Origin of the sequence: Acidiplasma sp. MBA-1, assembly GCF_000949015.1 — an archaeon.
GTDB classification, from domain to species: Archaea; Thermoplasmatota; Thermoplasmata; order Thermoplasmatales; family Thermoplasmataceae; genus Acidiplasma; species Acidiplasma aeolicum.
Window position 1 is genome coordinate 290,061 of record NZ_JYHS01000003.1, and the last position, 23,488, is coordinate 313,548.

The window sequence follows — 23,488 nt, forward strand, 5'->3', positions numbered from 1 at the left end:
ATCATAATAATTTCTCTATTATTTTAATAGTGTCGTTTAAAACCATATTTTCAGGCCTGTTTGCATCTATATACTCGACCCTTATATCCGTGCCAGTAAATTTTTTAATATTTTTGAGGAAATATAAATAATATGTGGATACAAAGCCCAGAACATTTTTTTTCTCAAGAACTGATAATTTCTCATCCCTGTATTTTAAAACTTTTCTATTATTTATTATTCTTTTCAATGCTGTATCTATTTTTACATCCAAATAAATAATCACATCTGGCATGCATTTTACAGGCCTTGAAACATCCATAAGATACTGAATTGTTTCATCAATGCCTGAAAAAAATCTCTCTATTAGCGGCCCCTCATAGGCTATTGATGACGCTATGTATCTATCTGATATAACTATATTTTTTATATTTTCCTTTATTTCCTTTTGATGCCTTATTCTATCATATGTAAACAGAAAAAAATCAAGTATCGAGTTATATTCATTTTCCAGGGGTACAAGACCGGCATAGTCAAAGCCATCTGTTGGTTCTCTCGTGTAATAAAAATCTGGAAATGTATTTTTTAGATTATTTACAAGCGTTGTTTTTCCAGACCCATCGATGCCCTCTATGTTAATAAACATTGCAGCCTCATTATAATTCTGTATAATAATATTTAGAAAAATAAAAGTCAAAATAATTATTCAACCATTGAGGTGCCAGACCACCATTATTATGCATACCTGATTCATCCACAGTGGTTTAACATAACTCCTCATGGCCTAATTTTCTGTATTTCCTGGACAACTTATAATGGTCGAAGGTTTGTATTTAATTGCCCGCATTATTAATTGTTAAATACATCACATGGAATCTTAATCACAGTGATTCATAAATTAAACGTTCACGCCTCCAGAGGGTTTAACAGTAAAATTATATATAATATTTTTGCTTACTTAACATATTGAGCTTTATAGAAATTAAGGATTTGGTTAAAAAATACGGAAATACGACGGCCATAAATAATATTACACTGGATATTGATGGCGGTCAGATTTATGGCATACTGGGCCCTAATGGATCGGGAAAGACAACTTTATTAAAAATAATCTCTGGGATCCTGCCTCCAACCTCAGGGTCTGTTACAGTCAATGGAATAAATGCTGTAACCGGTGCAGACAGTATTAAAAAGTTTCTTGGATATATACCGGAAACCCCTGCTTTATATGAATCGTTAACACCCATAGAATTTTTTAATTTTATAGGATCAGTTTTTAATATAGACAGCGCCACTCTTAAGGAGCGCATAAATGCGTTTTCATCAGCACTTGAAATTGAAAAGTATATGAATGAATTTATTGGGTCATTATCATTTGGTACAAAACAAAAGGTTGCAATTATCTCTGCATTAATCCATGATCCGCAACTTCTTGTTATGGATGAGGGTATGAATGGTTTAGACCCAAGGTCTTCCAGAATAATAAAGGAGCTTTTAAGAGATTTTGCGAGCAAGGGAAGAACGGTAATATTCTCAACGCATATTATGGAGATTGCAGAAAATGTATGCGATACAATATCAATACTTTATAACGGAAATATAGCAGGTACAGGATCTCTTGAAAAATTGAAGGAGGAGGCCGGATCAAACAATACGGACCTTGAGGAAATATTTTTAAGATTGACAGGTGATAATGATCTTGATACATTATTAAATTCATTGAAGGATTTATAATGAAGCACACTGAATTATTTCTAAGCAGGCTTCTTATAGTGGAGCAGCGATACCTGGCTGTTAAGGACACAACAAAATTTCAGAATGCGGTAAATTCTGCAAATAAGCAGGGATATTTTTTTAGAAATATTCTATCCACATATATAATGAATGCATTTACATTTATTTTATTCTCACTTTTAATTAACTCATTGTATTTTGGTGAAAGGAGCCCAGATTCAATAGCCTCATTTGGAATCATATTGTTTTCCTATCTTTTTTTGCTTGGTATTTATAATTCTGTAAATTTCATAAATACAATATATGCCTATGACCTCATGGCCCCATTAAAATCGCTTCCTGTTACTGTAAATCAAAACGTTCCATTTATTTCATGGTTTGTTTATAACTCATCGTCATATATGTTTGTTATAGTTCCATCAATAATTTATTTTTACATACTTACAGGGGATATTCAGACGATTGTTCTTGGTGTACTTTATTCGTTTATGTCACTAATACTTGGTTTTATTATATCAACAGTTATATTTATTTACAGGGGTGCCAGGACATCAAGACATTCATCAATAAGGAATTTCATTAGAATCACATTTACATTTTTGCTTCTTGGATTATTCTATGTAATTTTAGAAAATCCAAATTATTTTTCAGAAATGACAACTATTTTTAACAGTTTGCCCACCGTTTTAAAATATTTCTTATTTCCAATAAACATTGAATACATAGTGTATTTAAATTATTCATCCGGATTTATTATCAGGTTTCTTGAAATTATATTATCTTTTATATTTTTATTCGTTCTTATTTTTGTCTATTATAAAATTAGAAGAAGACTTTTCTATATGCTAATGTCATCAGAGGAACAGAAAAATTCTGAGAAAATATCAACAGGCATAAAGAAGGATAAATTATATGTTGCATTTTTAAAGAAGGATATTAAAACAACATTTAGAAAAATTCAAAATCTAACATACATATTTGTGCCAATACTTTTTGTGCTCCCATTCTTCTTTGCAATCATTGAACCGGAAACCGGTGGCATATCACTGGGCATTTTTATTTCCATCATATATCTAACAGTTATAGTCTCCGCATTTTACTCAATATTCCTTCTTGTTATTGAGGGAAAGGGCATAGAAATTTTAAACTCGCTGCCTGTTGGCAGAGGGCAAATATCAGAATATAAGACAATATTTGGCATGATTATATTTTTTGTTTTAATATCCATATATATGCTTGTTATGGATATTTTCTCCCCCGGGCATATATTGGAATATATATTTGACTGGTCCAATGCTATTATTATGTTTTTTGTTATATTATCCATAAATATCAGAAGGTTAATTAAAAAATTACCAGAGGGGGTTACCAGCATTAATTATTACTCATTTGGAAGATACCCAATGGCCATGCTTTTTATTATTTCAATAATTATAGCATTAATTTCTGTAGTTTCAAGCATGGCCTTATCATATTTTGTATCCCACGCCCTTAATTATTATGTTTACTGGGATTTACCTGTTAATATTGTTATATTATTAATATTAGTTTTAAATACCAGCACATTTAAAATACGAAAATATTATTAATAGTTTATAAATAAACCTACATCGTGATAAAATGGTTAATGTAAAGGAAGTTCCAGCTGAGGCATTAATTTCGGAAATAGTTAATGAATTTAAATCCAGGAATGTTGAAATTCCAGAATGGACTATGTTCTTAAAGGATGGAAAGGGCAAGGAAAAATCATGGACACAGCCAGACTGGTATTATACCAGACTGGCCTCAATACTAAGAAAAATTTATATAAAAGGGAACATAGGAATTTCAAGGATGAGCCAGGAATATGGCAGCAGGCAGGACAGGGGTACAAAAAGATACCATCCTGTACAGAGCAGCAGGTTCATTATAAGGTACATGTTTCATGCCCTTGAGACAATGGGCTATTTAAAAAAAGATAAGGCTGGCAGGGTACTCACACCGGCAGGCCAGGCACTGCTTGATAAGGCATCAAGGGACGCCATGAAAAAGGCTGTTGAGAATAACAAGGTTCTAGAAAAATATTTATGATAAAATTTATCAAGGTTATAATAATATTATATTCCGGTGTTGTAAATGTCTGCTGACGATGATGAACTGGAGCGAATAAGGCAAAGAAAACTGGCCGAACTCGAAAGAGAATCCCAGGAAAGGGCAATGGAAAGCGAGAGCCGGAGGCAGGCACAGGAAGAGGAGGCAAGGAAGCAGCAAATATTGAGGCAGATACTCTCTTCTGAGGCAAGGGAGAGGCTCAATACATTGAGGCTTGTTAAGCCCGAGCTTGTTGATAATGTCGAAAATCAGTTAATTCAACTTGCCAGTATGGGCAGGATCAACAGGGTAATAAGCGATGCCGAGTTAAAAAACATCCTGTTAAGATTGACCGGCACACAGCATGAAACAAAAATAGAGAGGAGATGAAAATGAGCAGAAATAAGCCACTAGGTAAAAAGTTAAGATTGATGAATAGAATAAAATCAAATAGAAGGGTACCTGGCTGGGTCATGCTGAGAACAGACAGGCATGTAACACAGAACCCAAAAAGGAAAAACTGGAGAAGGTCCAATTTAAAGCTTTGAGGTGTTTATAATGGTTGAGGAACAGAATTTAACAAATGAGCAGATAATAAATGTATCCCTGAGGGCCGCAAGGTTTTCATCCAGAAGCCGCAGGGCAGACACTGCAATTAAAATTATAAAGGAGCAGGTTGCAAAATACACAAAATCTGATATGGGCATGATATGGGTGGATAATAAGGTTAATGAGGCCTTATGGAGCAGGGGTAGAAAGCACATACCCACAAAAATAAGCCTTAAGGTAATAAAATTAGAGGATGGAACCGCTGAAATCATCCTACCATAAAATATAAAGTTATGATTAAAAAATTATCAATTTTTGGCAGTGATTTTATTGGCGTTTACGTTAAATCATTTAAGGATATGGCATTTATCCCAAAAAACCTGAATGACGATATTGAAAAGGTTATACAGGATACCCTTAAGGTTGAAACAAAGAGGATAATAATAAATAATTTTAGCCTTATTGGGACAATGATTGCGTTTAATTCAAACGGCATAGTTGTGTCAGGCCTTTCAGGGCCTGAAGATTTTCAGGGTATTGACCTTGACGGTAGAAATATACTATTTTTAAAGGACAGGTTAAATGCCGTTGGAAATAACATAATTACAAATGATAAAACCGCGGTAATACACCCATCATTTACAGAATCCTCAGAAAAAGCGATTGAGGATACACTTGGTGTTGAGGTTATAAAATCGACAATTGCAGGGGTTAAAACTGTTGGGGCTGTTGCCGTATTAAATGATAAGGGCATGCTTGTATCCCCAGAATCCAGTGAGGATGAAATACAAAAACTTAAAGATCTTTTTGGGGTTAATGTAAACACCGGAACAGCCAATTTTGGAAGCTATTATATAGGTGCATCCATTATAACCAATTCCAGTGGAATACTTGTTGGAAATGCAACAACATCAATAGAAATAGGAAGAATAGATGATACACTATCTTAGTTGAGATACAGTTATAACAGGTATTAGATTTATACCGTTTTCTTTTAAAAATTCTTTTGCGCCCTCCTCACGGTCAACAACACATATGGCATTTTCCACCACAGCACCATGGCTTCTTAATATCTCCACAGATTTTAAAATAGAACCGCCTGTTGTTGCAACATCATCTATAACATCTATTTTTTCCCCATTGTTAATTTCTCCTATCCATCTCTTATTTGTGCCATGAGTTCTTTCAGTCTTCCTTATTATTACATAATCTATTTTAGTTTTCAGTGCGGTGGCCACAAGTATTGGAACAGCACCAAGCTCCATGCCTGCAATCTTTTTTGCAGATATTTTTAACGATATTGCATCTGCCATGGCATTAAGTATTTCTGGCCTTGTTGATGCCTCCTTAATGTCAACATAATAATCAGATTTTTTACCTGATGTGAGGACAAAATAGCCAAACTTAACAGCTCCAGATTCCAGAAGCGTTTCCCTGATTCCCATATAGGTTTATTATAGTATGTATTTTTAATCTTTTTATACAATTTAATCTTTTTATACAATTAACCTTAATATGTCTTAATGGACTTACCAACAATGGAAGACAGCAAAATTATTTTTGCACTGGATGTGTATGACCGAGATACTGGAATAGAGCTGGCTAAAAATCTGGCAGATCAGGTTTTCGCCATAAAAGTTAACTGGCCAATCATACTTGAAAACGGCATAAAAATAATATCTGAGCTTTCAAAATATTCAAAGATAATATGTGATTTTAAGCTGGCTGATGTGGAAAACACCGACAAACTGATTACAGAAAAGGTTGCACAGTATGGTGCATGGGGTATTATATCACATGCATTTACAGGCATAAAATCATTAAGGGCGGTTGTAAAATCTGCAGGCCAGATGAAGGTTTTTTCGGTTGTTTCAATGTCCCAGGAATCATATATAGATAATGTATATGATAAGCTCGTGGATGATTCATTAAAGGCTGGAGTTTTTGGGCTTGTGGCTCCGGCAAACCGTCCGGACAGGCTTAAAAAAATAAGGGATATTTCTGGGGATATTAAGATCATAGCACCTGGTGTTGGGGCCCAGGGGGGTAATATCATATCTGCAATTATGGCGGGCGCAGATTATATTATTATAGGCAGATCAATATATGATTCTCCAGATCCCATTGGGGCCATAAAAAAATTTAATGATGAGGCCACAAAATTATGAGAATTAAAAATATATAAAACATTTTAACAATAAATTTAATATGTTATGTTCATTAATTGATTATGTACATTGCAACATTAAATATAAACGGAACAATAAATCAGAATATGGTTTCCAGAATAATGCCGGTACTGGATTATGTGTATAATAAAAACAAGGTTAGGGGTTTGATTCTCATAATTAATTCCGGTGGCGGGGATGCAAATTCAACAGAAATAATTTATAATAAGCTAAGAAAAATAGCAGAAAAAAAACCTGTTTATTCATCAATTCTTGGGACTGGCGCCTCTGGTGCCTACTGGCTTGCGTGCGCATCTGAAAAAATTTTTGCCATGCCCACATCAATAGTTGGATCCATAGGTGTTATAAGCATATCAGCAGATGTATCCGAGTTCCTAAGTGCTGCCGGTATTAGGCCAAGGATAACAAAAATAGGAAAATATAAGGATATGAACTCGCCATTCAGGCCCATGACAGATGAGGAACAAAACATATACTATGAAATAATGCAGGACGTTTTTAAAAGGTTCAGGGATGAGGTTAAATCAAGAAGAAACATCAAAAATATAGATGATGTTGCCACCGGTCTTGTATTTTCATCATCAAGGGCAAAGGAATTATCCTTAATAGATGAGATAGGTGATACGGAGGCATGTATAAACGATATGAAAAACAGAATCAAATCTGGTATTGGCATTAAGGATTTAACCCCACGCGGTGGTATAATATCCAGATTTATCTCAATGTCCACCGATTCATTTTTTAGCGAATTTTTTAAAAACAGGATCTCATAAAAATGAATTATACACCTTTTTGATCTCATCATATATTAAATTTTCATTTTTATTTATAACATATGCAATTCCAAAGGCAGCACCAAAACCGGTACCTTCCTTAACATATCCCTGTTCATAATAATCAAGACCCTGTATTCCGGAAAAATTGGTTTTTGCATATATTATGTTACCGCCTGCAATATCACTTAATAAATCGCCACGGTCATTAATTATATAACCTGTTGTAAATATATATCTTTTCTCATGAGATTTGTTTATTATTTTATCAAGGAGATAAACGCACGCCATCTGTGTGCCTCCGGCATACATTATTGTTGAATTTCTTACAGCCCCTGATATGCCTGTGGCAAGTGCCATCATGTAATCACCATACTGTATCATTGAATCCATTGCATTATTAACAGGTTTATATCGCTGAAAGGCCTCATCTGCAACCTTCCTCTTTAACTGATCAGGCCCGGATTTCATTGAACTGCTGGTCATATAATCATAACCAAGCGATCTAAGAACCATGTATGCTGTTGTTGTCCCGCCGGGAACGCTTTCAGCAAGAACAATATACTTATATTTTTTATCCAGCATCCTGCCAATATACCTGCCTGTTTCAACTGCCACATCATATTTGGTAAGTGCCTCCTGTTTTCTTGGGTCATTTGCAGGCCCAAGTTTTGTATGTAAATATGGAATCTTTGGTGATTCATAAAATCCAGCATCAACTATCAAAATATCAACACCCGAAACCAAATTTGCCGCCCTTGTTATTATTGACGGTGTGGGTATACCGTTTTCGGTCATTGGTATAACATCATAGGAAATGCATTTTCCAGAATATATAATCTCTGAATCAAGAACCGGTGTCAAAAACGTGAGCTCAGAGTTTTCACCTGCGGCAGATATTCCCGGAATTTTTGATATCTCTGTGCTACCGGCAAGCAAAACATATATTATATCATCATTTCTATCAATTTTATTTATTATGCTGTTTCCCTGAATAATCATGCATTTTTTATGCATTCCTTACCATAAACTTTTCCTGAAAAAAATTGTAATAAAACTAAAATGAATTTTTAGGACCCAAAAATTTAGATGCAGTTATTATAAAGTTAAATTTTATACATTAATATTATAAGGCATTTCATTTATAATAAAATTAAATAATTTAATAAATATTAACAATGATGCACGGTGGCAGGGTCCATGAAACTGCAAGGGAAAACGGTTTTAACATAAAATCAATCATTGATTTTTCCTCTAGCATGAATGATTTTATTAAATTACCCGAGATTACCATGGGTAGGGAATGCATTGAAAATTATCCTGACACAGATTATGAATATTATAAAAATTACATATCAGGAGGGGAATTTAAAAAAGATAATATATTAATTGTCCCAGGATTGACATATTTTATCCATAGAATTATGCTGCTTTCATCAGGCAATATAATTATTATAACCCCCACATTCAATGAATATTTATATGCAAGATCAAACTCCAAAAAAGTTGAGATTCCTTTATATGTGATTCAAAAAAATCCATACATTTTAAAAAATTATAATTTTAACTCAATATTTATTGTGTATCCATCAAGCCCAACCGGAGAATTAATGGAAGCCAATGTTATGAATGCAATATTAAATATAAGTTTGTTAAAAAACGCCCGTGTTTTTCTTGATGAATCATTTATATATTTTTCAGAAAAAAGGCCGTTAAATGAAATTTCATTGATTAATAAATATGGCAATCTATTTGTGTGCAGGTCATTAACAAAGGCTTTTTCAATTCCCGGTCTTAGAATCGCCTATGTGGCATCAGCCCCTGAAAATATCATCATGATGGAACATGATTTTGATCCATGGCGTATGTCCTCTGCATCACTTAAATATATATCTAAAATTAATTATAATAATCTGGCAGGACTTCCAGAGATGGTTACGCTTGAGAGAAATTATATTATTAAAAGGATGATGGGGCTTGGTTTCACTCCTGTTGGAAAACCGGTTGCAAATTATATAACATTTAAGGCCCCAGAACATATAAATATACTTGATCTTGATAAATTTTTAAAATCAAACGGCATATTAATAAGGATTCTTGATGATTATAAGGAATTTGGAACAAATTATATTAGAATTTCTGTTAAACGGAGGAATAAAAATGTTAGGCTAATATCAAAGATAAAGGAATACATGGGTGATTTATATAGGTAAAATAATACAGGTTCTTGGCACAACATCGGATTCAGGTAAGACCACTGTGGCCATGGCTCTATGCAGATACTACTCTGACCTGGGCTTTAGAGTCGCACCATTTAAAGCTGTAAACATGTCATTAAATTCAATATCCATAAGAAATGATGGGGAAATATCCCGTGCTCAGTGGTTGCAGGCGCTGGCCGCAAGGACTGAACCAGACGTCCATATGAATCCGTATATACTTAAGCCAGAGGGTTCAGGAAAATCACAGTTAATAGAACTTGGAAAATCGAAAGGTTCCATGCCACTAAATGAATATTTTAATTATCTTAAAATGCATGCCCCGGATGTTATTAAAAAATCCCTTGACTATCTGCTTGAACATTATGATATTATTATAGCCGAGGGTGCCGGATCACCCGCGGAGATTAACATGTTTGGCAGTGATTTTGCCAATACCTTTGTTTCAGGTATCTATAACACGCCTGCAATACTTGTTGCCGACATAGACCGCGGTGGCGTTTTTGCCTCCATTTATGGTACAGTAAAATTAATGGAGAGACCTGATCTATTAAAATATATAATAATAAATAAGATGCGGGGTGATACATCAATACTTGAAACAGGCATAAATAAAATAGAGGAACTTACCGGGAAAAAAATTATTGGCATAGTTAAATATACAAACATAAATCTTCCAGGAGAGGATTCCATGAATTATAATAATTCAAAACTTTACAGCAGAAATGTGGCCATAATAAAATATCCACACATGGAAAATTATAGCGATTTTGATCCATTATATTTATTTGGTATAGGTTATAATTATGTTGACAAAAATAATGTTGATGATATTCTGGATGCAAAAATAATAGTCCTGCCAGGATCGAAACTTGTATACTCTGACCTTGAATATATTAAAAATCATGGCATATATGAAAAAATAATGGAGATGTCAGGAAAATCAATAATAATAGGCATATGTGGTGGATACCAGATGCTTGGAAATAAAATAATGGACCCACATAGAATAGAATCAGAACAAACAGAATATACCGGTCTCAATTTACTGGATGCTGTAACATACTACAATGAAAAGAAAACTGCACGTGGTGTAACATACAGGCTAAATTCCAAACTATTTGGTAATACATCATTTTTTAATGGATATGAAATACATTTTGGATCAGTTTATGATCAAAATGATGCCCCTTTAAATGAATTGTGCGGGGGCTATGAGGGCTCAATCAATAAGAACGTAATTGGAACAAACATACATGGGATCTTTGAAAACACTGAATTCCTGGAGTATCTATTTGGATTAAAATTCCAGAATTATAACTCCATACTAAATAATAACATAGATACAATATCAAGGTCCATAATTTCAGGCATAAATGAAAAATATCTTAAAGAACTGATATTATGACACTAATTATATTGTTTCCAATTATTATTCTGATATTTTCTTATATATATGATATTTTTCTTGGCGAACCACCATTAAAAATACATCCGGTTGTGATTCTGGGAAAAATCATTGATTTTACATCCATTTATTTTAGAAAAATAAGCCAGAAAAGAATTGCAGGGCTTTTATTTCTTTTATTTATCATTATTTTATATGTAATTCCCTCAGCAATCCTATTTCTAATATTTCGCCTCAATAATCCCTATGCAATCTTAATTTATCTTTTAATTTCCATCTATATTTTGAAGTCCACATTTTCGGTAAAATCCATGCATGACCATATATTAAAAATTATTCATGCACTGGAATTAAACAATATTGACATGGCCAGGAGAAGTACATCACTTGTTGTCAGGCGCAGTACCGAGAATATGACACCGGGTCTTATATCATCGGCCGCTATAGAAACAATAGCCGAGGGCTTTGTTGATGGTTACCTCACCCCAATTTTTTTTTACTCATTTACCGGGCTGGCCGGTGCACTGGCATGCAGGGCCATAAATACTATGGATTCAATGGTGGCATATAAGGATAAAAAAAATATTAAATTTGGATATTTTACTGCACTAGCAGACACAATTATTAACTACATACCTGCAAGGCTTTCGTGTATTATCTTTTTCATTAGCTCAATGATTCTTGGCTATAAATCAAAATTCAGAACCGGTATTAATTCAACAGATAGTGTTAATGCCGGATTTAGTATAAATTCAATGGCTGGAATATTAAACGTGAGGCTTGAAAAGGTTGGTGAGTATATTATAAATGAATCTGGCAGGGAACCCAATATCAACGATATTAAAAGGGCACTGAAAATTTATTATTTATCAAGTTTAATATCCTTAGTTTTTGCGTGCATAATAATCTATATTTTGTATCTTGCCGGGATAGTTTTAATAATTTAGAGGTTTTATATTAATTCATATTTTTATTATAAGATTAATATAAATTTAAATATTGGGATAAATAAGGATATTCGTGATAACAGATTTTGCATTTAAATGTGTATTAATGAAGTTAATTATAGGAATACTTATATAGTCTTTTTAAATACAAATCTTGGAACTGTAAGATGTTTAAAATAATCTTGCAGTAAAAAGACTGTCGAAGTGTTATCATGACCGATCTTTTAGAAGATTTTGAAACAAAGAGAGAATCAATCCGGGAAGAGGTTGAATCACACATTAAAAAGCGAGATGAGGCTAATGCACAGGCGCAAAAATATGCCAAGATCCGGGACGAACTTAATCAGAAAACCCATGAAATGAGGGAGCAGGCCAAGGCTAAGATCGCTGAAAAAAACGACCTTATTGAGAAGATCAAAACCTTAAGGGAAGAAAAGGAGGAGCATTATAAAAATCTATCAGAACTTAAAAAGAAGCTCAGGGAAATTAAAAGCGGGGAAGCGTCCGGACTGGATATTAAGGATATTAAGGCCAAGGAAAAGGAACTCCAGTATCTTGAAAAAAGGCAGCAGACAACAGAGCTTACAAAGGAGGAAGAAAATAAAATTATAGTGGAAATAAGAAGACTTAACAATGAAATCAGGAAGGCCAAGGCAAACAGGGAGGAGGAACTATTAAAAAATAAGGACATAAAGGAGCTAACTGATAAAATTAATGAGGAAAGAGCACTTGGAGAGCAGTATAAAAAGCAGATAGAGGAAATGTCAGAAAAGATCTCGAAATTAAGTGATGAGATCAATACCATGCTTCAGGAGCTTGATGAGGTACGCCATACAGCAGATGAGAACCATGAACTATTTGTAAAATACAGTCAGGAATCAGAAAAGGAGCATGCCGCATTTATAAAGGCAAAGAACGATTTAAGGGATCTGGAAAAGGCCATATATGCCATAAAAAATAAAACAAAGGTTAGCAAAAAGAAGGAAAAGGAATCTGAACTTCAGGAAAAGGCCTCAGAGCTTTATGAGAAGTTTAAGGCTGGAGAGCAGCTTACCACAGAGGATCTTTTAATTTTGCAAAAGGCTGGTTTCCTGTAATTATGAAAACCTACAAGGTAGGATTTTTATTAATAATTTCCGGATTTATACTATCATTAATTTTCGCCGTGCTGGGCATAGATAAGGTTGGATTATTTCTCTTTTTTCCATTTATTATAAGTACCAATCCTGTTTCAATAATACCATTTTTATTAATTTTTATAGGTTTTATAATGCTTTTTATATCCCCTATATTTGTCTTAAGGAATGAATATGAAAATAAATACGATGATTACTATAATAATGATATCTATCAGAATTTAAATCAGGATAAAAATGTAATAAATGAGGATAAGAATAAAAAAAATTCATTTGGTGGCCTCATAATGGTTGGGCCCATACCAATTATTTTTGGTAATGATAAAAAAATGATTTATATATCCATGATAATAGTTGTTATAATAATACTTCTTTATATATTCTTTATATATCATCTTCTATAATCTTTGATGCCAGTGATACGTTATATATTCTTGATTTACCCTTTAATTCCAGTTCTGGTGATATTATGCTGTCCACAATTTCTGAATCCTGGCCAATAACACAATCCCTCATTATCACAGAATTCTTTATTTTTGAATTCTCTCTAACTGTTACATTGGGCATTAATATTGAATTCTCTATCTCAACATTTTTTTCTATATTAACAAAATCATATATGGCCGAGCTCTTTATTTTAACATCCCTGTCAATTTTTATTGAGTTCCCTATATAACTGTTATAGATCTGGCATGAATCAAATTTGGATGATGTTTCTATTATGTTTTTTCCCTTTATAAGTTCATCATTGTATTCCTTTCCATATTTATTCACCATTATCTGATTTGCCCTTATAAGGTCGTTGGGCCTTCCCGTATCAAGCCATATGCCCTTCCCAACATAACCATATATTTCAATGTTTTTTCTTAATAATCTTGGAAAAAGGTCACGTGCGAAATCATAGGGCACTGTTTTAATGTAAGATAATATTTCGGGCTCAATAACATATATGCCTGTATTGGCTATATGTGAGAATGTTTCCGATTCTGATGGCTTTTCCAAAAATTTAGTTATTTTATTATTCTTAAGCTCCACTATCCCAAACTGGCTTGGGTCAGAAACCTCTGTTAAAACTATGGTAATTTTGGCATTATTCTTTTTATGGAAATTGATAATATCCTTTATATCAAAATCAGATAATATATCCCCGCTGCCAACAACAAAGGTATCATCTATGAAATTGGATATTAATTTTATGCTGCCTGCCGTACCAGCCGGCTCTTTTTCAACGGAAAACAATATGCTCTGATCCGAATTTTTTGTTTCAATTATACTTTTAATAAGGGCCTCAAATTTGTAACCTGTTGTGACTATGACATCATTTATTCCGGCCCTGTAGAAAGAGTCAAGAAGATATGACATGCATGCCTTTCCGGCCACAGGTATTATTGGTTTTGGAATGGAATATGTTATTGGTCTGAGCCTTGTACCCTTTCCGCCAGCCATTACAACTGCTTTAAAAACCATGAATACCAATAATATATTATCTTATTAATTTTTTTAATGTATGTATAATTTTAATGTAAAATTTAAATATTCCAGTGAATATTAATGCGTGTTGATTTAAATGAATCATATAATTTTTATAAAAAAAGCAGTCTCTGAGGCATTTGCCAGCATATAGTTATTGGTTTATATGAAGAAAGTTTTAGCATCAAAAAGATTAGATCTATAGGTGTTTGTTAACATGGTTAACAGAAACCAGAACAAGATTACTAGAAATTCATTTATATAAATACGTGGATTTATTTCTAATAGATTTATTTATAAATTATTTATTAATAATAGTATCGATATATATACAATTATTTATTATAATATTTATGAATAACTATACGACTAAAAATAGAAGCTATAGATGGATTGGCATTGCGGTGTTGTTTTCATCTTTTACTGCTTTGTTGGCAATTACATTAAGTGGTATAAATTTGTACGGAAATAGCGCCATTTTAGCTCTTTATTTTACTAATCACATATCACTTTCTTCAGCTGAGTTATCTCTCAGTGCTCTGGTTTTTCCTGCAGGATTTGCAATAAAATATCTGCTGGGCACAGCAGGATATGAAGCCTTTATTGACGGAACAACAATAATTTTTATCAGGTATACCGTTCTCGATGTTTTGGGATTTTGGGGATGGATGATACCGGCTTCAATATCAGGTGCATCAGCATGACTAAGAAAATAAAAAGCTTAAATTATGACATTTATTCCTATTTTTTATATTATTTTTTAGTTTTATATTTTGCCATAATTTTTGTGGCCTTTTTTCATACATCTATATTCATACTTTCTTCCACAATTAAAAGAGAAATATTTATTGCATTGGTACTGTATCTAAGCTTTTTGTCAATGAATTATTATAAAACAGGATATTTAAAGCCTTTATATGCATTACTGGAGTTATTTCCACTCCTTCCAATAATTTTATATTTTAAGGGTAAGTTCTTTTCTAAAAACCAAAAGGAGTTAGGTACATATTTTATATACTCTCTCCTATTATTTATTTTTATTTTTTCCTTTACCATTGTGATTTCTGCATTAGCATTGATATATAAACCTTTATTTTTCAGCATGGTTGGAAGTAAGCCCTATGCAGATAAATTTTTGAAGCCTGTAGCTGTCTATAAAAATACTTCGTCTTTCATAATTTTACATAATCTAGCATTTCTTTCATTAATAATATTGGGTGGCCCATTTCTATATATTCCAACCTTCGCCGGTTCGTATTTCATGGCTATAATTACAATGCCAGTACTGGCAGGCGCTATTATAAGCGGATATTTTAATTATATTTTACCAAACGCTATTCTGGAAATTTCTGGAACAATAATAGCCGCTGCCTCCTCTTTTATTTTATTCATGTTTGTATTGGAATCAATTAAAGAAAATAAGCAATTTATATTCCCTAAAAAATATTTAAAATACATCATTTCTGGACTTATTATGTCCCTTATGAGTTTTCTGTTTGCATGGCCTATTGAAGTTTTATTGATTACTAGGAACATCACGTTTGTATGGCTTAAGGCCTTCTATTTTATTGATTTATATATTCTGGTGGTTGATTTCATCATTATTTTTAAGTTATTCAGGGGAACTTTCATGTCCCCTCTAGAATATTTTAGCCTTTATTTTTTCATCTCTTTATTTTTATTTGGTTTAGTTGGTGCAAAAACAATACACTCATCAATTTGGTATTTAATATTATTTGGTACCTTCTCCAATTATTTTATGTTATATTCACTATTTTCAATATTTAATTCTAATAATGAAATAGGTAAAATAGATGGTGACCTCATTTATGTAATAGCGAGGGGAAAAAGTATGACCCCTGTCATAGAGGGGGGGAGATATTCTTATTATTAAGAGAGTTAACAGCATAGAAGAATTAAGTATTGGTGATATAATAACATATAGAACATCCGCCATATATTCACCACTGAATAATTCTGGAATTGTAACCCATAGAATAATTAAAATTATGGGGGATAAAATTTTTGCCAAGGGTGATAATAACGCGTCTATTGATGCTCAAACAATATACCCTGATGATATTATAGGTGTTGTATTAGCAAAATTAACATATATAACAGGAAAGGTACAAACATTGGAGATTTTAAAACAGGATGATAAAATTAAAAGCGAATTTCCCTACATTAATAATTTAAATCCAAGAGTTAAACATAATAATCAGTTTCATGAATTTTATCTAGTACTAATATCCTTTTTATTAATCATCTTGGTATTGGTTTAAATTGTAATTTTTCTCTAAAGTCTAGAATAAAAATTGATCTTTTTAATCTTAAAAAAGTCAATTAATTTTAAATATGATTGAATGGATGTGATTTATATTTGGATCAAATTTATGGCAAATTAATTATGCAACCAATTCCAATTATTAAGAAAAGTTAAATATTTTAATTAAAATAAGCCTAAAATGAATTATAACATACCGGAACCAAAAGTTTTTCCGCAGAGGGTTAGATCATCCAAGAGGAAATGGTATGCTATAATTGTAATTATTATCCTTTTAATATCATCATTTTCAATACTCTCGGCATTACATCCGCATCCAATTGCACCTGAAACTTCCATTGCATCAGCAGGCAACTATGTAAGCACCGGCACACCATATAATATTACAATTAAACTCAATCAGCCCCCAAAATACGTGAAAATTTTCTGGGGGGATAATACAAACTCAAATATAAGCACATCCGGTACAGCCATCACCATAAGCCATATTTATACAAATCCAGGAATATATTATATACATTATTTTGCAGTCTTTACCTCAGGTATTTTATTTCCAGATTATTATATACCGGTTTATGTATCTTCTAACTATTTTTCAAATTATACGGCACAGGGCATATTGTCAGTGTATAATTATTCAAGGTCACCCATAAATCCTGACTCAAATATTTTTTATCCTAATACTAATATGAATATATCGGGATCATTTACACCTCCTGATGATCCTAATTACAGCCTTATTTCAGGAACATTTTATCTTTTTAAAAATGGAAATATTATAAAAACTTTTAACATTAATACATATTTTGATCACAGTTCAAAATCATATGTATATAAAAATTTAATTTTTAATTTTAATCATACTGCACCAGGAAATTATACAATGGAGCTTGTTACATATTCTGGAAACGTTTCATCATCGGGAAGTGTTAGTGATATCATATCATCAAAATATTTTCTGGATGTTATTATAACATCCAAAATCCCACATATTTATATAGATAAGAACATGCCATACATTGCATTTGCCTCATCATCACCATATAACAATCTTAATCCAGAAACTGCATATACGTCTGGGGATATGCAGATTTTAATGAACACCGAGGAATTCCTATTTTATTATAATCAGACCTCAGGCAAGTATTATCCAAATATAGCAGATTACCCAGAAATAAAAAATGATAACAAAACCTTTATATTTAAAATATCAAATTCATTTAAGTTTCAGAATGGTGAAACTGTAAATGCCTATGATGTTTATTATTCACTTGTAACTGACATAATCCTTGACAATGTAACACCCCAATCACCAGGATGGCTGCTTGCTCAGTACGTAATCCCTGGGAACTATTATACAAATGTAACATATAATAATATAAAGAACGCAATATCGTATAGCAATACATCAAACACTGTTACAATAAATTTTACCCATCCAATGAGCAATGAAACAGTTTACAGAATACTCACATCTCCTGGTGCATTTATTACATCGGCCTCTTATATGATCCAGCATGGTGCTGTTCTAAATATTACAAACGCTGGAATAGAAAAATTCAGGTCAAACTATGAAGATGGAAACTACAGTTACTTTGTAAACCACATCATCTCTGATGGCCCTTATGAAATTTTATCATTAAATAAAAACGCTGTCACGCTTATAAGAAACCCGTTTTTCATGGGAACAAAATATAATGCAATCCCGCATTTTGATATAATAAAAATATATTACGGCCTTTCCCTGGCAGGCAGGCTGCAGGGATTAAGATTAAATGCACTGCAGATGGCCTCTGTGCCATATGAATATTCAAATGCGTTCAGTGCAATAAATAATATTTCAATATCGGGCAATGTAACATATTCCGAAATATACAGTTTTAATTCAAATGTAAATCTAACAATGCTTGGAAACTACGGTTATTTTAATATGCCATATAATTTATTCTCAAATATAACTGTCAGGGAGGCTTTTTATAATGCATATCCAGGAAATAACCTGACACTTTCCAAGCATCTGTGGGATCAGTTTGTGTTAAATGCCGGTGATAAATATAATATAAAAAATTCAAGTGGTGTATTTCTCTATAATAACGCCACATTAAAAATACCATTATTTGTCAATTCTATAATAAATGACCCGGAGGTTGTTAGATATATTAACAATTTGCAGGGTGTCATAAAAGGATTAAAGGTAATAATAATTCCAGTTACAGGAGATAAAATGAAATCATACGAATTTTATGGTAATAATCCAATGCCTATTTACCTATCACTTTTACCCTTAAATATGAATTTAACCGAGAAAATTAGCTATCTTGGAAATCCAGAAAATGGAACATACATGTATCAGAACGGTTTCAGCATAGGACTGTACAATAAAAGCCACAAAAATCAGACCAAACTTATGTTAAATTTAAGTGCCTCAATAAATAAACTAACATTTAATTATTCAAGTAAGAACATAACCGATGCCCAGGAAAATCTCAGCATGCTCTACCTTTATATATTCACAAATGAAAATGTAACAATAACACATATTCATAGATCCAGTATTTATGGTTTTAGGTACTCTTTAAATAAAAATTATAACATAATAACATTTAATACATTATATTAGTTTCTTTTAAACTCGAGTATAGGAAGCATGCCACCCTGCCGTTGTAATAATCTGTGAATGCCGGTTTATTGTCCTTGCATATATCCATTGCATATTTGCAGTTCCAGAAATATGGACATCCAACCCTGTTCTCCTCCCTGCTTATTTCTCTTCCCGACATCATATCCATGGAAAATGGGTGCAGCTGCTCATTATTAAATTTTACTGTTGAATTTTTCTCCACAGGCATGCCTGCATATATGACGCAGACATCATTGAATGCCCATGGAAATTGAATCACAGCCCTTGGTCCTGATGCCACTGCCAGGGTGGCAAATTTAAATGTCTTTGATAATATATTTACATTTTTTAGTAAATTTCCATCCACATCTCCAGGTTCCTCAATAATAAGTAATTTTACATCGGAGAATGCATAAATAGCAAGCAGTATATGCTTAAGCAGTTCTGGGTCCACCTCATGGGGGTATTTATTAAGTTCTGAAGTATCAGATTTTATATTCATATATTTTAAATATTCGAGTATGTAAGCGTTTATTTCACTGTTAAGATCATGTTCTATTCCATGCCTGTTTATCCTGAGCAAAAGATTAAAAAATCTAAAATTTTTTTTCTCCATATCTATTCTAATCTTGTCCCTTGCATAGCTGTAATTATATTTAGAATTTTTTTTATAATAAATATTGACATAATCATCCTTAAATCTATAGAAATCCCTTAATTCAACTATATTTGCAAGATCTATGCCCTTTTTCTGGAGCAGCATAATCTCCATGAGTTCATTTTCTGGCTCCTCTGATCTTTCAAGTACATTCTTTATTTCATTTAATTTATTAATAACGCCGTATTCTGTTGCCCAGTATCTAAGATAATTTTCAGTATCAGGATACTTTTTATAACCATCCATTAAAAGTTTAATATCCTCCCTAGAAAATGTTTCCCTTCTTAAAACAGCATTTAATATCCTTACCCTTGCAGAATATGGTATAAAATCTATTATTTGATCCTTAATTTTTAAGGTTTTATCAAACAGTTCGCATGCGTGTTCAGGTATTATAAACACATTTTTAAGCGAGTATGCTGCGGCCATTAAATTTTTATCGTTCATGCTGTATCGTTTAATTCTATTAATTAAACCTGAGACATCCTCACCGAGAATTTCCATTGTTCCTGATACTTTAATATTTTCATCGGCATTAAGATAAAAAATGGACATAAACAGATCCTTTCTCTCATCATTAAAGATTAGAAGTACGCTTTCATTATCCATTATTTCATGGTTTAATCCGTATAGTCTAAGGTTTTTATTATTAATAGCCGAGAAGTTATTGAATTTAATAACAGGATTATTCCTTTCCATAGATTCCGGACCTCCTGATGCCATAGCCTAACCCGTGGGCAGAAAGAACGAATAATGACAGAAAAATAACTGGAAACATTTCAACCCACCACATCCCAATGGATAAATAAGTAATTCCGTTGCCGTTAATATACATTAATGTACCAAGATTAACCAGCAAAAAATTGCCTGTATAAATACCAAAAAATAAAATTAAATTAATAATTGCATACATTGTTCCAATATCTGAAAATATATATGGAATCAATTTTTTAAAGACATATTTTATTAAATATATTAAATTTCCATCAGGTCTTTTAAGATTAATCAGGCGCCTGATATAAAATGGAAACCATGAAATTCCTGCACCTATTATTATGCCATAAATTGACGGCCTTATAATGTACATTAATATTAATATGAACACCATATAAGGCATGCTGAATAGGGATAAATTAAAGAGTCCTATTATTTTACTATAAATCCTATTTCTTAAATAATAACCGGGGAAGGAAATTATAAATCCTATTAAAAGGGCAAGAAAAACCGAGGAAAATGTTAAAGTTAAATCCAGTTTTAGCGTGGCCAGCATTGCCGGAAGTAAATTTATTCCAAATATTGAGGTACCAAAATAATAGTGCCATCCATCAGAAAATTTTGGCGGGCTTGGAAATAAAGTTTTATTGTAACTAAATTCAATAAGGCTGTATATACTTTTAACACCAAGATAATAGGGATATAATTCATCAAGAATGTAAAAAATAATATAAAGTAAGAATACTGCAAGAAATACAATAAGTTCAAGGTTCCAGTTTCTAATATTCCTCTGCATTTTTTGTGCCCCCAAGTATCATTATATCCATCATTAAATTAAACACAATAACCATTGAAGAGAATATGAAAGCTGAACCAAGCATGCCCATCAATCCCGAAGGAAAATCAATTATTGAATATATAAAAAATTCACCAAGATTCATGTATGAAAAAATGTATGTAACTATTATAATTCCACTTAAATAAATTCCGAAGATTGTTTTGTACTCATGAAGCATAATATACCTTATATTTCTCTTAATATGATAAATAAAATTATCATCATCAACATTTTTTAAAATTCTGATCCTAACATATTTTTTTTTGTATTCAATTGTTGTAAGCCTCTTAATAAATATGGTAAGATACAATGCCACCGGTATAATAATTGAGACAAACGGCATTACAAACCTTAATAAATAATAGTAAAGGAATCCTAATGATCCATGTATAATCGCATCAAAAAGTATAATATCTGTTGGCCTTGTTATTATTATACCGTTGTTTGCATAGATAACCCATGAATATTTTGCTGCATAGTATTCAGGCATTATATATCTGTATGGTAATATTCTATATACCCCAGAAAGTATACCTATAAAAACTATTGGTAAAATAAAATATAAAACAGTTACAGGAAAAATATTTATATCAAGTCTCTGATCTTTCATGGATCTGAATCCAAGGAAGAAGCCTATTTTATATGAAATTACAAGTATAACAATAAATGCCAGAATTATTAAAAAAAGTGTTTCAGGCAGCATTTCCATTATACCTGTATGGGTACTCCCAGAATATATCAAATTGGATGTATTTCCGAGCCTTAATGTTATTAAATCATATATAAAATAGAAATACTGTATAAAAAGAGGCTTGTTTAATCCAAGAATGTTATTTGCGCTGGACAATGAGTTATAATCTGCATAGATATATGAAGACGGAATTAATTTTTCAATAATAAAAAGCACAAGAGTAACGCCTATAAAAACTGAAAGATATTTTATTAACAGTGTTTTACAGGCTTTTTTCCACATAAAATGCGCAATACAAAAACCACATTTAAATTTTTATGTTTTTCAGGATGCCATCAATTTTCATTCAGCGTATCGGTAAAAAAGGTCATTAATACATCATCAACGTATTTATTGTCTATTATAAACTGATTTTTTCTGACGCCCTCGTATTCAAATCCGATTTTTCTGTAGGCCTTTATGGCATTTACATTTGTTGAAAATACCTCCAGATTTACCTTTTTTATGCCCTCCTTTTTTGCCCATTTCAGTGCCTCAAGAATTAACCTTGTACCTATCTTCATATGCCTGTATCCAGATCTAATTGCTATGCCCAGATTGGCGGTATGCCTGTTTTTTTTATAAAGCCCCCTCTGCAATGTTAAAACACCAATGACCATTGAGCCATTGAGGCATATTAATGTTAACTCATCGGGATTTTTTAGCCTTTCCTGCTCCCCCCTTTCAGTTAAAAGATAATACTCGCTTACAAGGTATACCTTTTCATCCATAACGCTCTGCATGCAGTTTATTATTCCACGAGCATCTGCCGGTGTTGCCCTTCTAATCTCAAGATCATTCTTTTGGGATTTTTTCCATAACATCATTATTTACTCTCCAGAATATTTTTTATATCGTTATATATAGATTCTATTTTATCTATAACATCCCTGCCGTATTTTAATATTTCATCACGCCGGTCGAGAAACGTTGAGGTAAGTATTGCCCCCTCCCTTGATGCCTCTATAATCCCATCACGTTCAAGTATCCTTAATGAATATCTTATTTTATGTTCTGGTATGCCTGTCTGCTGGGATATTTTAATTATCCCCAAAGGCTGCTCATGCAGCAATGTTTTAATTATCAAAACATGCCTGTTAAGCGTATCTGCGTCTTCATTTATTTCCTTGAAAATAGAGTAATCCTCCATGGTTAATGTATGACAAGGCT

27 protein-coding genes are annotated in these 23,488 nt (G+C 32.4%); 18 read left to right on the forward strand and 9 right to left on the reverse strand.

Features of this window, described 5'->3' with window-relative positions; translation table 11 throughout:
- Window position 1: 1 nt before the first annotated feature.
- Complete coding sequence (gene tmk / locus TZ01_RS07230) at window positions 2–625, reverse strand: dTMP kinase (protein WP_052656835.1); 624 nt, start codon at window positions 623–625, stop codon at window positions 2–4.
- Between the two features lie 320 nt (window positions 626–945).
- Between tmk and TZ01_RS07235 the strand changes: the two genes are divergently transcribed.
- Genes TZ01_RS07235 through TZ01_RS07265 form a run of 7 tightly spaced genes read left to right on the forward strand, consistent with a single transcriptional unit; the run spans window position 946 to window position 5,282 of the window.
- Window positions 946–1,713 carry an ABC transporter ATP-binding protein gene (locus TZ01_RS07235; protein ID WP_048102121.1) on the forward strand — a complete coding sequence of 256 codons (768 nt, stop codon included), beginning with the start codon at window positions 946–948 and terminating at the stop codon, window positions 1,711–1,713.
- Window positions 1,713–3,302, forward strand: coding sequence for a hypothetical protein (locus tag TZ01_RS07240; protein WP_048102122.1), 1,590 nt, complete (start codon window positions 1,713–1,715; stop codon window positions 3,300–3,302). Before TZ01_RS07235 ends, TZ01_RS07240 begins: the two co-directional genes overlap by 1 nt.
- 31 nt (window positions 3,303–3,333) lie before the next feature.
- Entirely contained in the window at window positions 3,334–3,783 is a 450-nt protein-coding gene (locus TZ01_RS07245; RefSeq protein WP_048102123.1) for a 30S ribosomal protein S19e, read from the forward strand.
- Window positions 3,784–3,828: 45 nt separating this feature from the next.
- Entirely contained in the window at window positions 3,829–4,173 is a 345-nt protein-coding gene (locus TZ01_RS07250) for a DNA-binding protein (protein WP_048102124.1), read from the forward strand.
- Between the two features lie 2 nt (window positions 4,174–4,175).
- Window positions 4,176–4,331 (forward strand): 50S ribosomal protein L39e, encoded by a 156-nt coding sequence (locus tag TZ01_RS07255; protein WP_048102195.1) that lies wholly within the window; start codon window positions 4,176–4,178, stop codon window positions 4,329–4,331.
- Window positions 4,332–4,341: 10 nt separating this feature from the next.
- Window positions 4,342–4,614, forward strand: a complete 273-nt coding sequence (locus TZ01_RS07260) for a 50S ribosomal protein L31e (protein ID WP_048102125.1) — start codon at window positions 4,342–4,344, stop codon at window positions 4,612–4,614.
- 11 nt (window positions 4,615–4,625) lie between these two features.
- Entirely contained in the window at window positions 4,626–5,282 is a 657-nt protein-coding gene (locus TZ01_RS07265) for a translation initiation factor IF-6 (RefSeq protein WP_048102126.1), read from the forward strand.
- On the opposite strand, the gene pyrE is transcribed toward TZ01_RS07265, so the two are convergent.
- Entirely contained in the window at window positions 5,274–5,777 is a 504-nt protein-coding gene (gene pyrE, locus TZ01_RS07270) for an orotate phosphoribosyltransferase (RefSeq protein WP_052656837.1), read from the reverse strand. The two genes, TZ01_RS07265 and pyrE, sit on opposite strands and share 9 nt — an antisense overlap.
- Before the next feature lie 78 nt (window positions 5,778–5,855).
- Here pyrE and pyrF point away from each other — a divergent pair, with 78 nt between their 5' ends.
- Together pyrF and sppA are read left to right on the forward strand one after the other, a co-directional pair.
- Window positions 5,856–6,500 (forward strand): orotidine-5'-phosphate decarboxylase, encoded by a 645-nt coding sequence (pyrF, locus tag TZ01_RS07275; RefSeq protein ID WP_052656838.1) that lies wholly within the window; start codon window positions 5,856–5,858, stop codon window positions 6,498–6,500.
- 62 nt (window positions 6,501–6,562) lie between these two features.
- A complete protein-coding gene (gene sppA / locus TZ01_RS07280) occupies window positions 6,563–7,294 on the forward strand; it encodes a signal peptide peptidase SppA (RefSeq protein ID WP_048102127.1) in 732 nt (243 codons plus the stop codon).
- Here sppA and TZ01_RS07285 read toward each other — a convergent pair.
- Window positions 7,289–8,296, reverse strand: coding sequence for a nicotinate-nucleotide--dimethylbenzimidazole phosphoribosyltransferase (locus TZ01_RS07285; RefSeq protein WP_048102128.1), 1,008 nt, complete (start codon window positions 8,294–8,296; stop codon window positions 7,289–7,291). The genes sppA and TZ01_RS07285 overlap by 6 nt on opposite strands.
- 179 nt (window positions 8,297–8,475) lie before the next feature.
- Between TZ01_RS07285 and TZ01_RS07290 the strand changes: the two genes are divergently transcribed.
- From TZ01_RS07290 to TZ01_RS07310, 5 genes are all read left to right on the forward strand, one after another.
- Window positions 8,476–9,507, forward strand: a complete 1,032-nt coding sequence (locus tag TZ01_RS07290; protein ID WP_055040837.1) for an aminotransferase class I/II-fold pyridoxal phosphate-dependent enzyme — start codon at window positions 8,476–8,478, stop codon at window positions 9,505–9,507.
- Window positions 9,491–10,921: a cobyric acid synthase gene (locus TZ01_RS07295; RefSeq protein WP_231563441.1), complete on the forward strand. Its 1,431-nt coding sequence runs from the start codon at window positions 9,491–9,493 to the stop codon at window positions 10,919–10,921. Before TZ01_RS07290 ends, TZ01_RS07295 begins: the two co-directional genes overlap by 17 nt.
- Window positions 10,918–11,868 (forward strand): cobalamin biosynthesis protein, encoded by a 951-nt coding sequence (locus TZ01_RS07300; protein ID WP_048102130.1) that lies wholly within the window; start codon window positions 10,918–10,920, stop codon window positions 11,866–11,868. Before TZ01_RS07295 ends, TZ01_RS07300 begins: the two co-directional genes overlap by 4 nt.
- Window positions 11,869–12,080: 212 nt before the next feature.
- Window positions 12,081–12,965 (forward strand): coiled-coil protein, encoded by an 885-nt coding sequence (locus TZ01_RS07305; protein WP_048102131.1) that lies wholly within the window; start codon window positions 12,081–12,083, stop codon window positions 12,963–12,965.
- Window positions 12,966–12,967: 2 nt separating this feature from the next.
- A complete protein-coding gene (locus tag TZ01_RS07310; RefSeq protein ID WP_048102132.1) occupies window positions 12,968–13,408 on the forward strand; it encodes a DUF131 domain-containing protein in 441 nt (146 codons plus the stop codon).
- Here the strand turns inward: TZ01_RS07310 and TZ01_RS07315 are convergent.
- Window positions 13,389–14,471: a sugar phosphate nucleotidyltransferase gene (locus TZ01_RS07315; RefSeq protein WP_048102133.1), complete on the reverse strand. Its 1,083-nt coding sequence runs from the start codon at window positions 14,469–14,471 to the stop codon at window positions 13,389–13,391. The genes TZ01_RS07310 and TZ01_RS07315 overlap by 20 nt on opposite strands.
- Before the next feature lie 461 nt (window positions 14,472–14,932).
- On the opposite strand from TZ01_RS07315, the gene TZ01_RS07320 reads away from it, so the two are divergent.
- From TZ01_RS07320 to TZ01_RS07335, 4 genes are all read left to right on the forward strand, one after another.
- Window positions 14,933–15,178 (forward strand): hypothetical protein, encoded by a 246-nt coding sequence (locus TZ01_RS07320; RefSeq protein ID WP_156150336.1) that lies wholly within the window; start codon window positions 14,933–14,935, stop codon window positions 15,176–15,178.
- A complete protein-coding gene (locus tag TZ01_RS07325) occupies window positions 15,175–16,368 on the forward strand; it encodes a hypothetical protein (RefSeq protein WP_048102135.1) in 1,194 nt (397 codons plus the stop codon). Before TZ01_RS07320 ends, TZ01_RS07325 begins: the two co-directional genes overlap by 4 nt.
- Before the next feature lie 115 nt (window positions 16,369–16,483).
- On the forward strand, window positions 16,484–16,756 hold the full coding sequence (locus tag TZ01_RS07330) for a hypothetical protein (RefSeq protein WP_048102136.1): 273 nt from the start codon (window positions 16,484–16,486) through the stop codon (window positions 16,754–16,756).
- 183 nt (window positions 16,757–16,939) lie between these two features.
- The gene (locus TZ01_RS07335; protein WP_048102137.1) at window positions 16,940–19,378 is read left to right on the forward strand and encodes an ABC transporter substrate-binding protein; all 2,439 of its coding nucleotides are present in this window, start codon (window positions 16,940–16,942) and stop codon (window positions 19,376–19,378) included.
- Here the strand turns inward: TZ01_RS07335 and TZ01_RS07340 are convergent.
- Genes TZ01_RS07340 through TZ01_RS07360 form a run of 5 tightly spaced genes read right to left on the reverse strand, consistent with a single transcriptional unit; the run spans window position 19,362 to window position 23,468 of the window.
- Window positions 19,362–20,759: a hypothetical protein gene (locus tag TZ01_RS07340; protein ID WP_048102138.1), complete on the reverse strand. Its 1,398-nt coding sequence runs from the start codon at window positions 20,757–20,759 to the stop codon at window positions 19,362–19,364. The two genes, TZ01_RS07335 and TZ01_RS07340, sit on opposite strands and share 17 nt — an antisense overlap.
- Window positions 20,722–21,546: a hypothetical protein gene (locus TZ01_RS07345; RefSeq protein WP_048102139.1), complete on the reverse strand. Its 825-nt coding sequence runs from the start codon at window positions 21,544–21,546 to the stop codon at window positions 20,722–20,724. The genes TZ01_RS07340 and TZ01_RS07345 overlap by 38 nt, the downstream gene beginning before the upstream one ends.
- The gene (locus tag TZ01_RS07350; protein WP_048102140.1) at window positions 21,530–22,561 is read right to left on the reverse strand and encodes a hypothetical protein; all 1,032 of its coding nucleotides are present in this window, start codon (window positions 22,559–22,561) and stop codon (window positions 21,530–21,532) included. Before TZ01_RS07350 ends, TZ01_RS07345 begins: the two co-directional genes overlap by 17 nt.
- A 53-nt stretch (window positions 22,562–22,614) precedes the next feature.
- Window positions 22,615–23,145, reverse strand: a complete 531-nt coding sequence (locus TZ01_RS07355; RefSeq protein WP_231563442.1) for a GNAT family N-acetyltransferase — start codon at window positions 23,143–23,145, stop codon at window positions 22,615–22,617.
- On the reverse strand, window positions 23,145–23,468 hold the full coding sequence (locus TZ01_RS07360) for a transcriptional regulator (RefSeq protein WP_048102142.1): 324 nt from the start codon (window positions 23,466–23,468) through the stop codon (window positions 23,145–23,147). The genes TZ01_RS07355 and TZ01_RS07360 overlap by 1 nt, the downstream gene beginning before the upstream one ends.
- Window positions 23,469–23,488 lie beyond the last annotated feature (20 nt).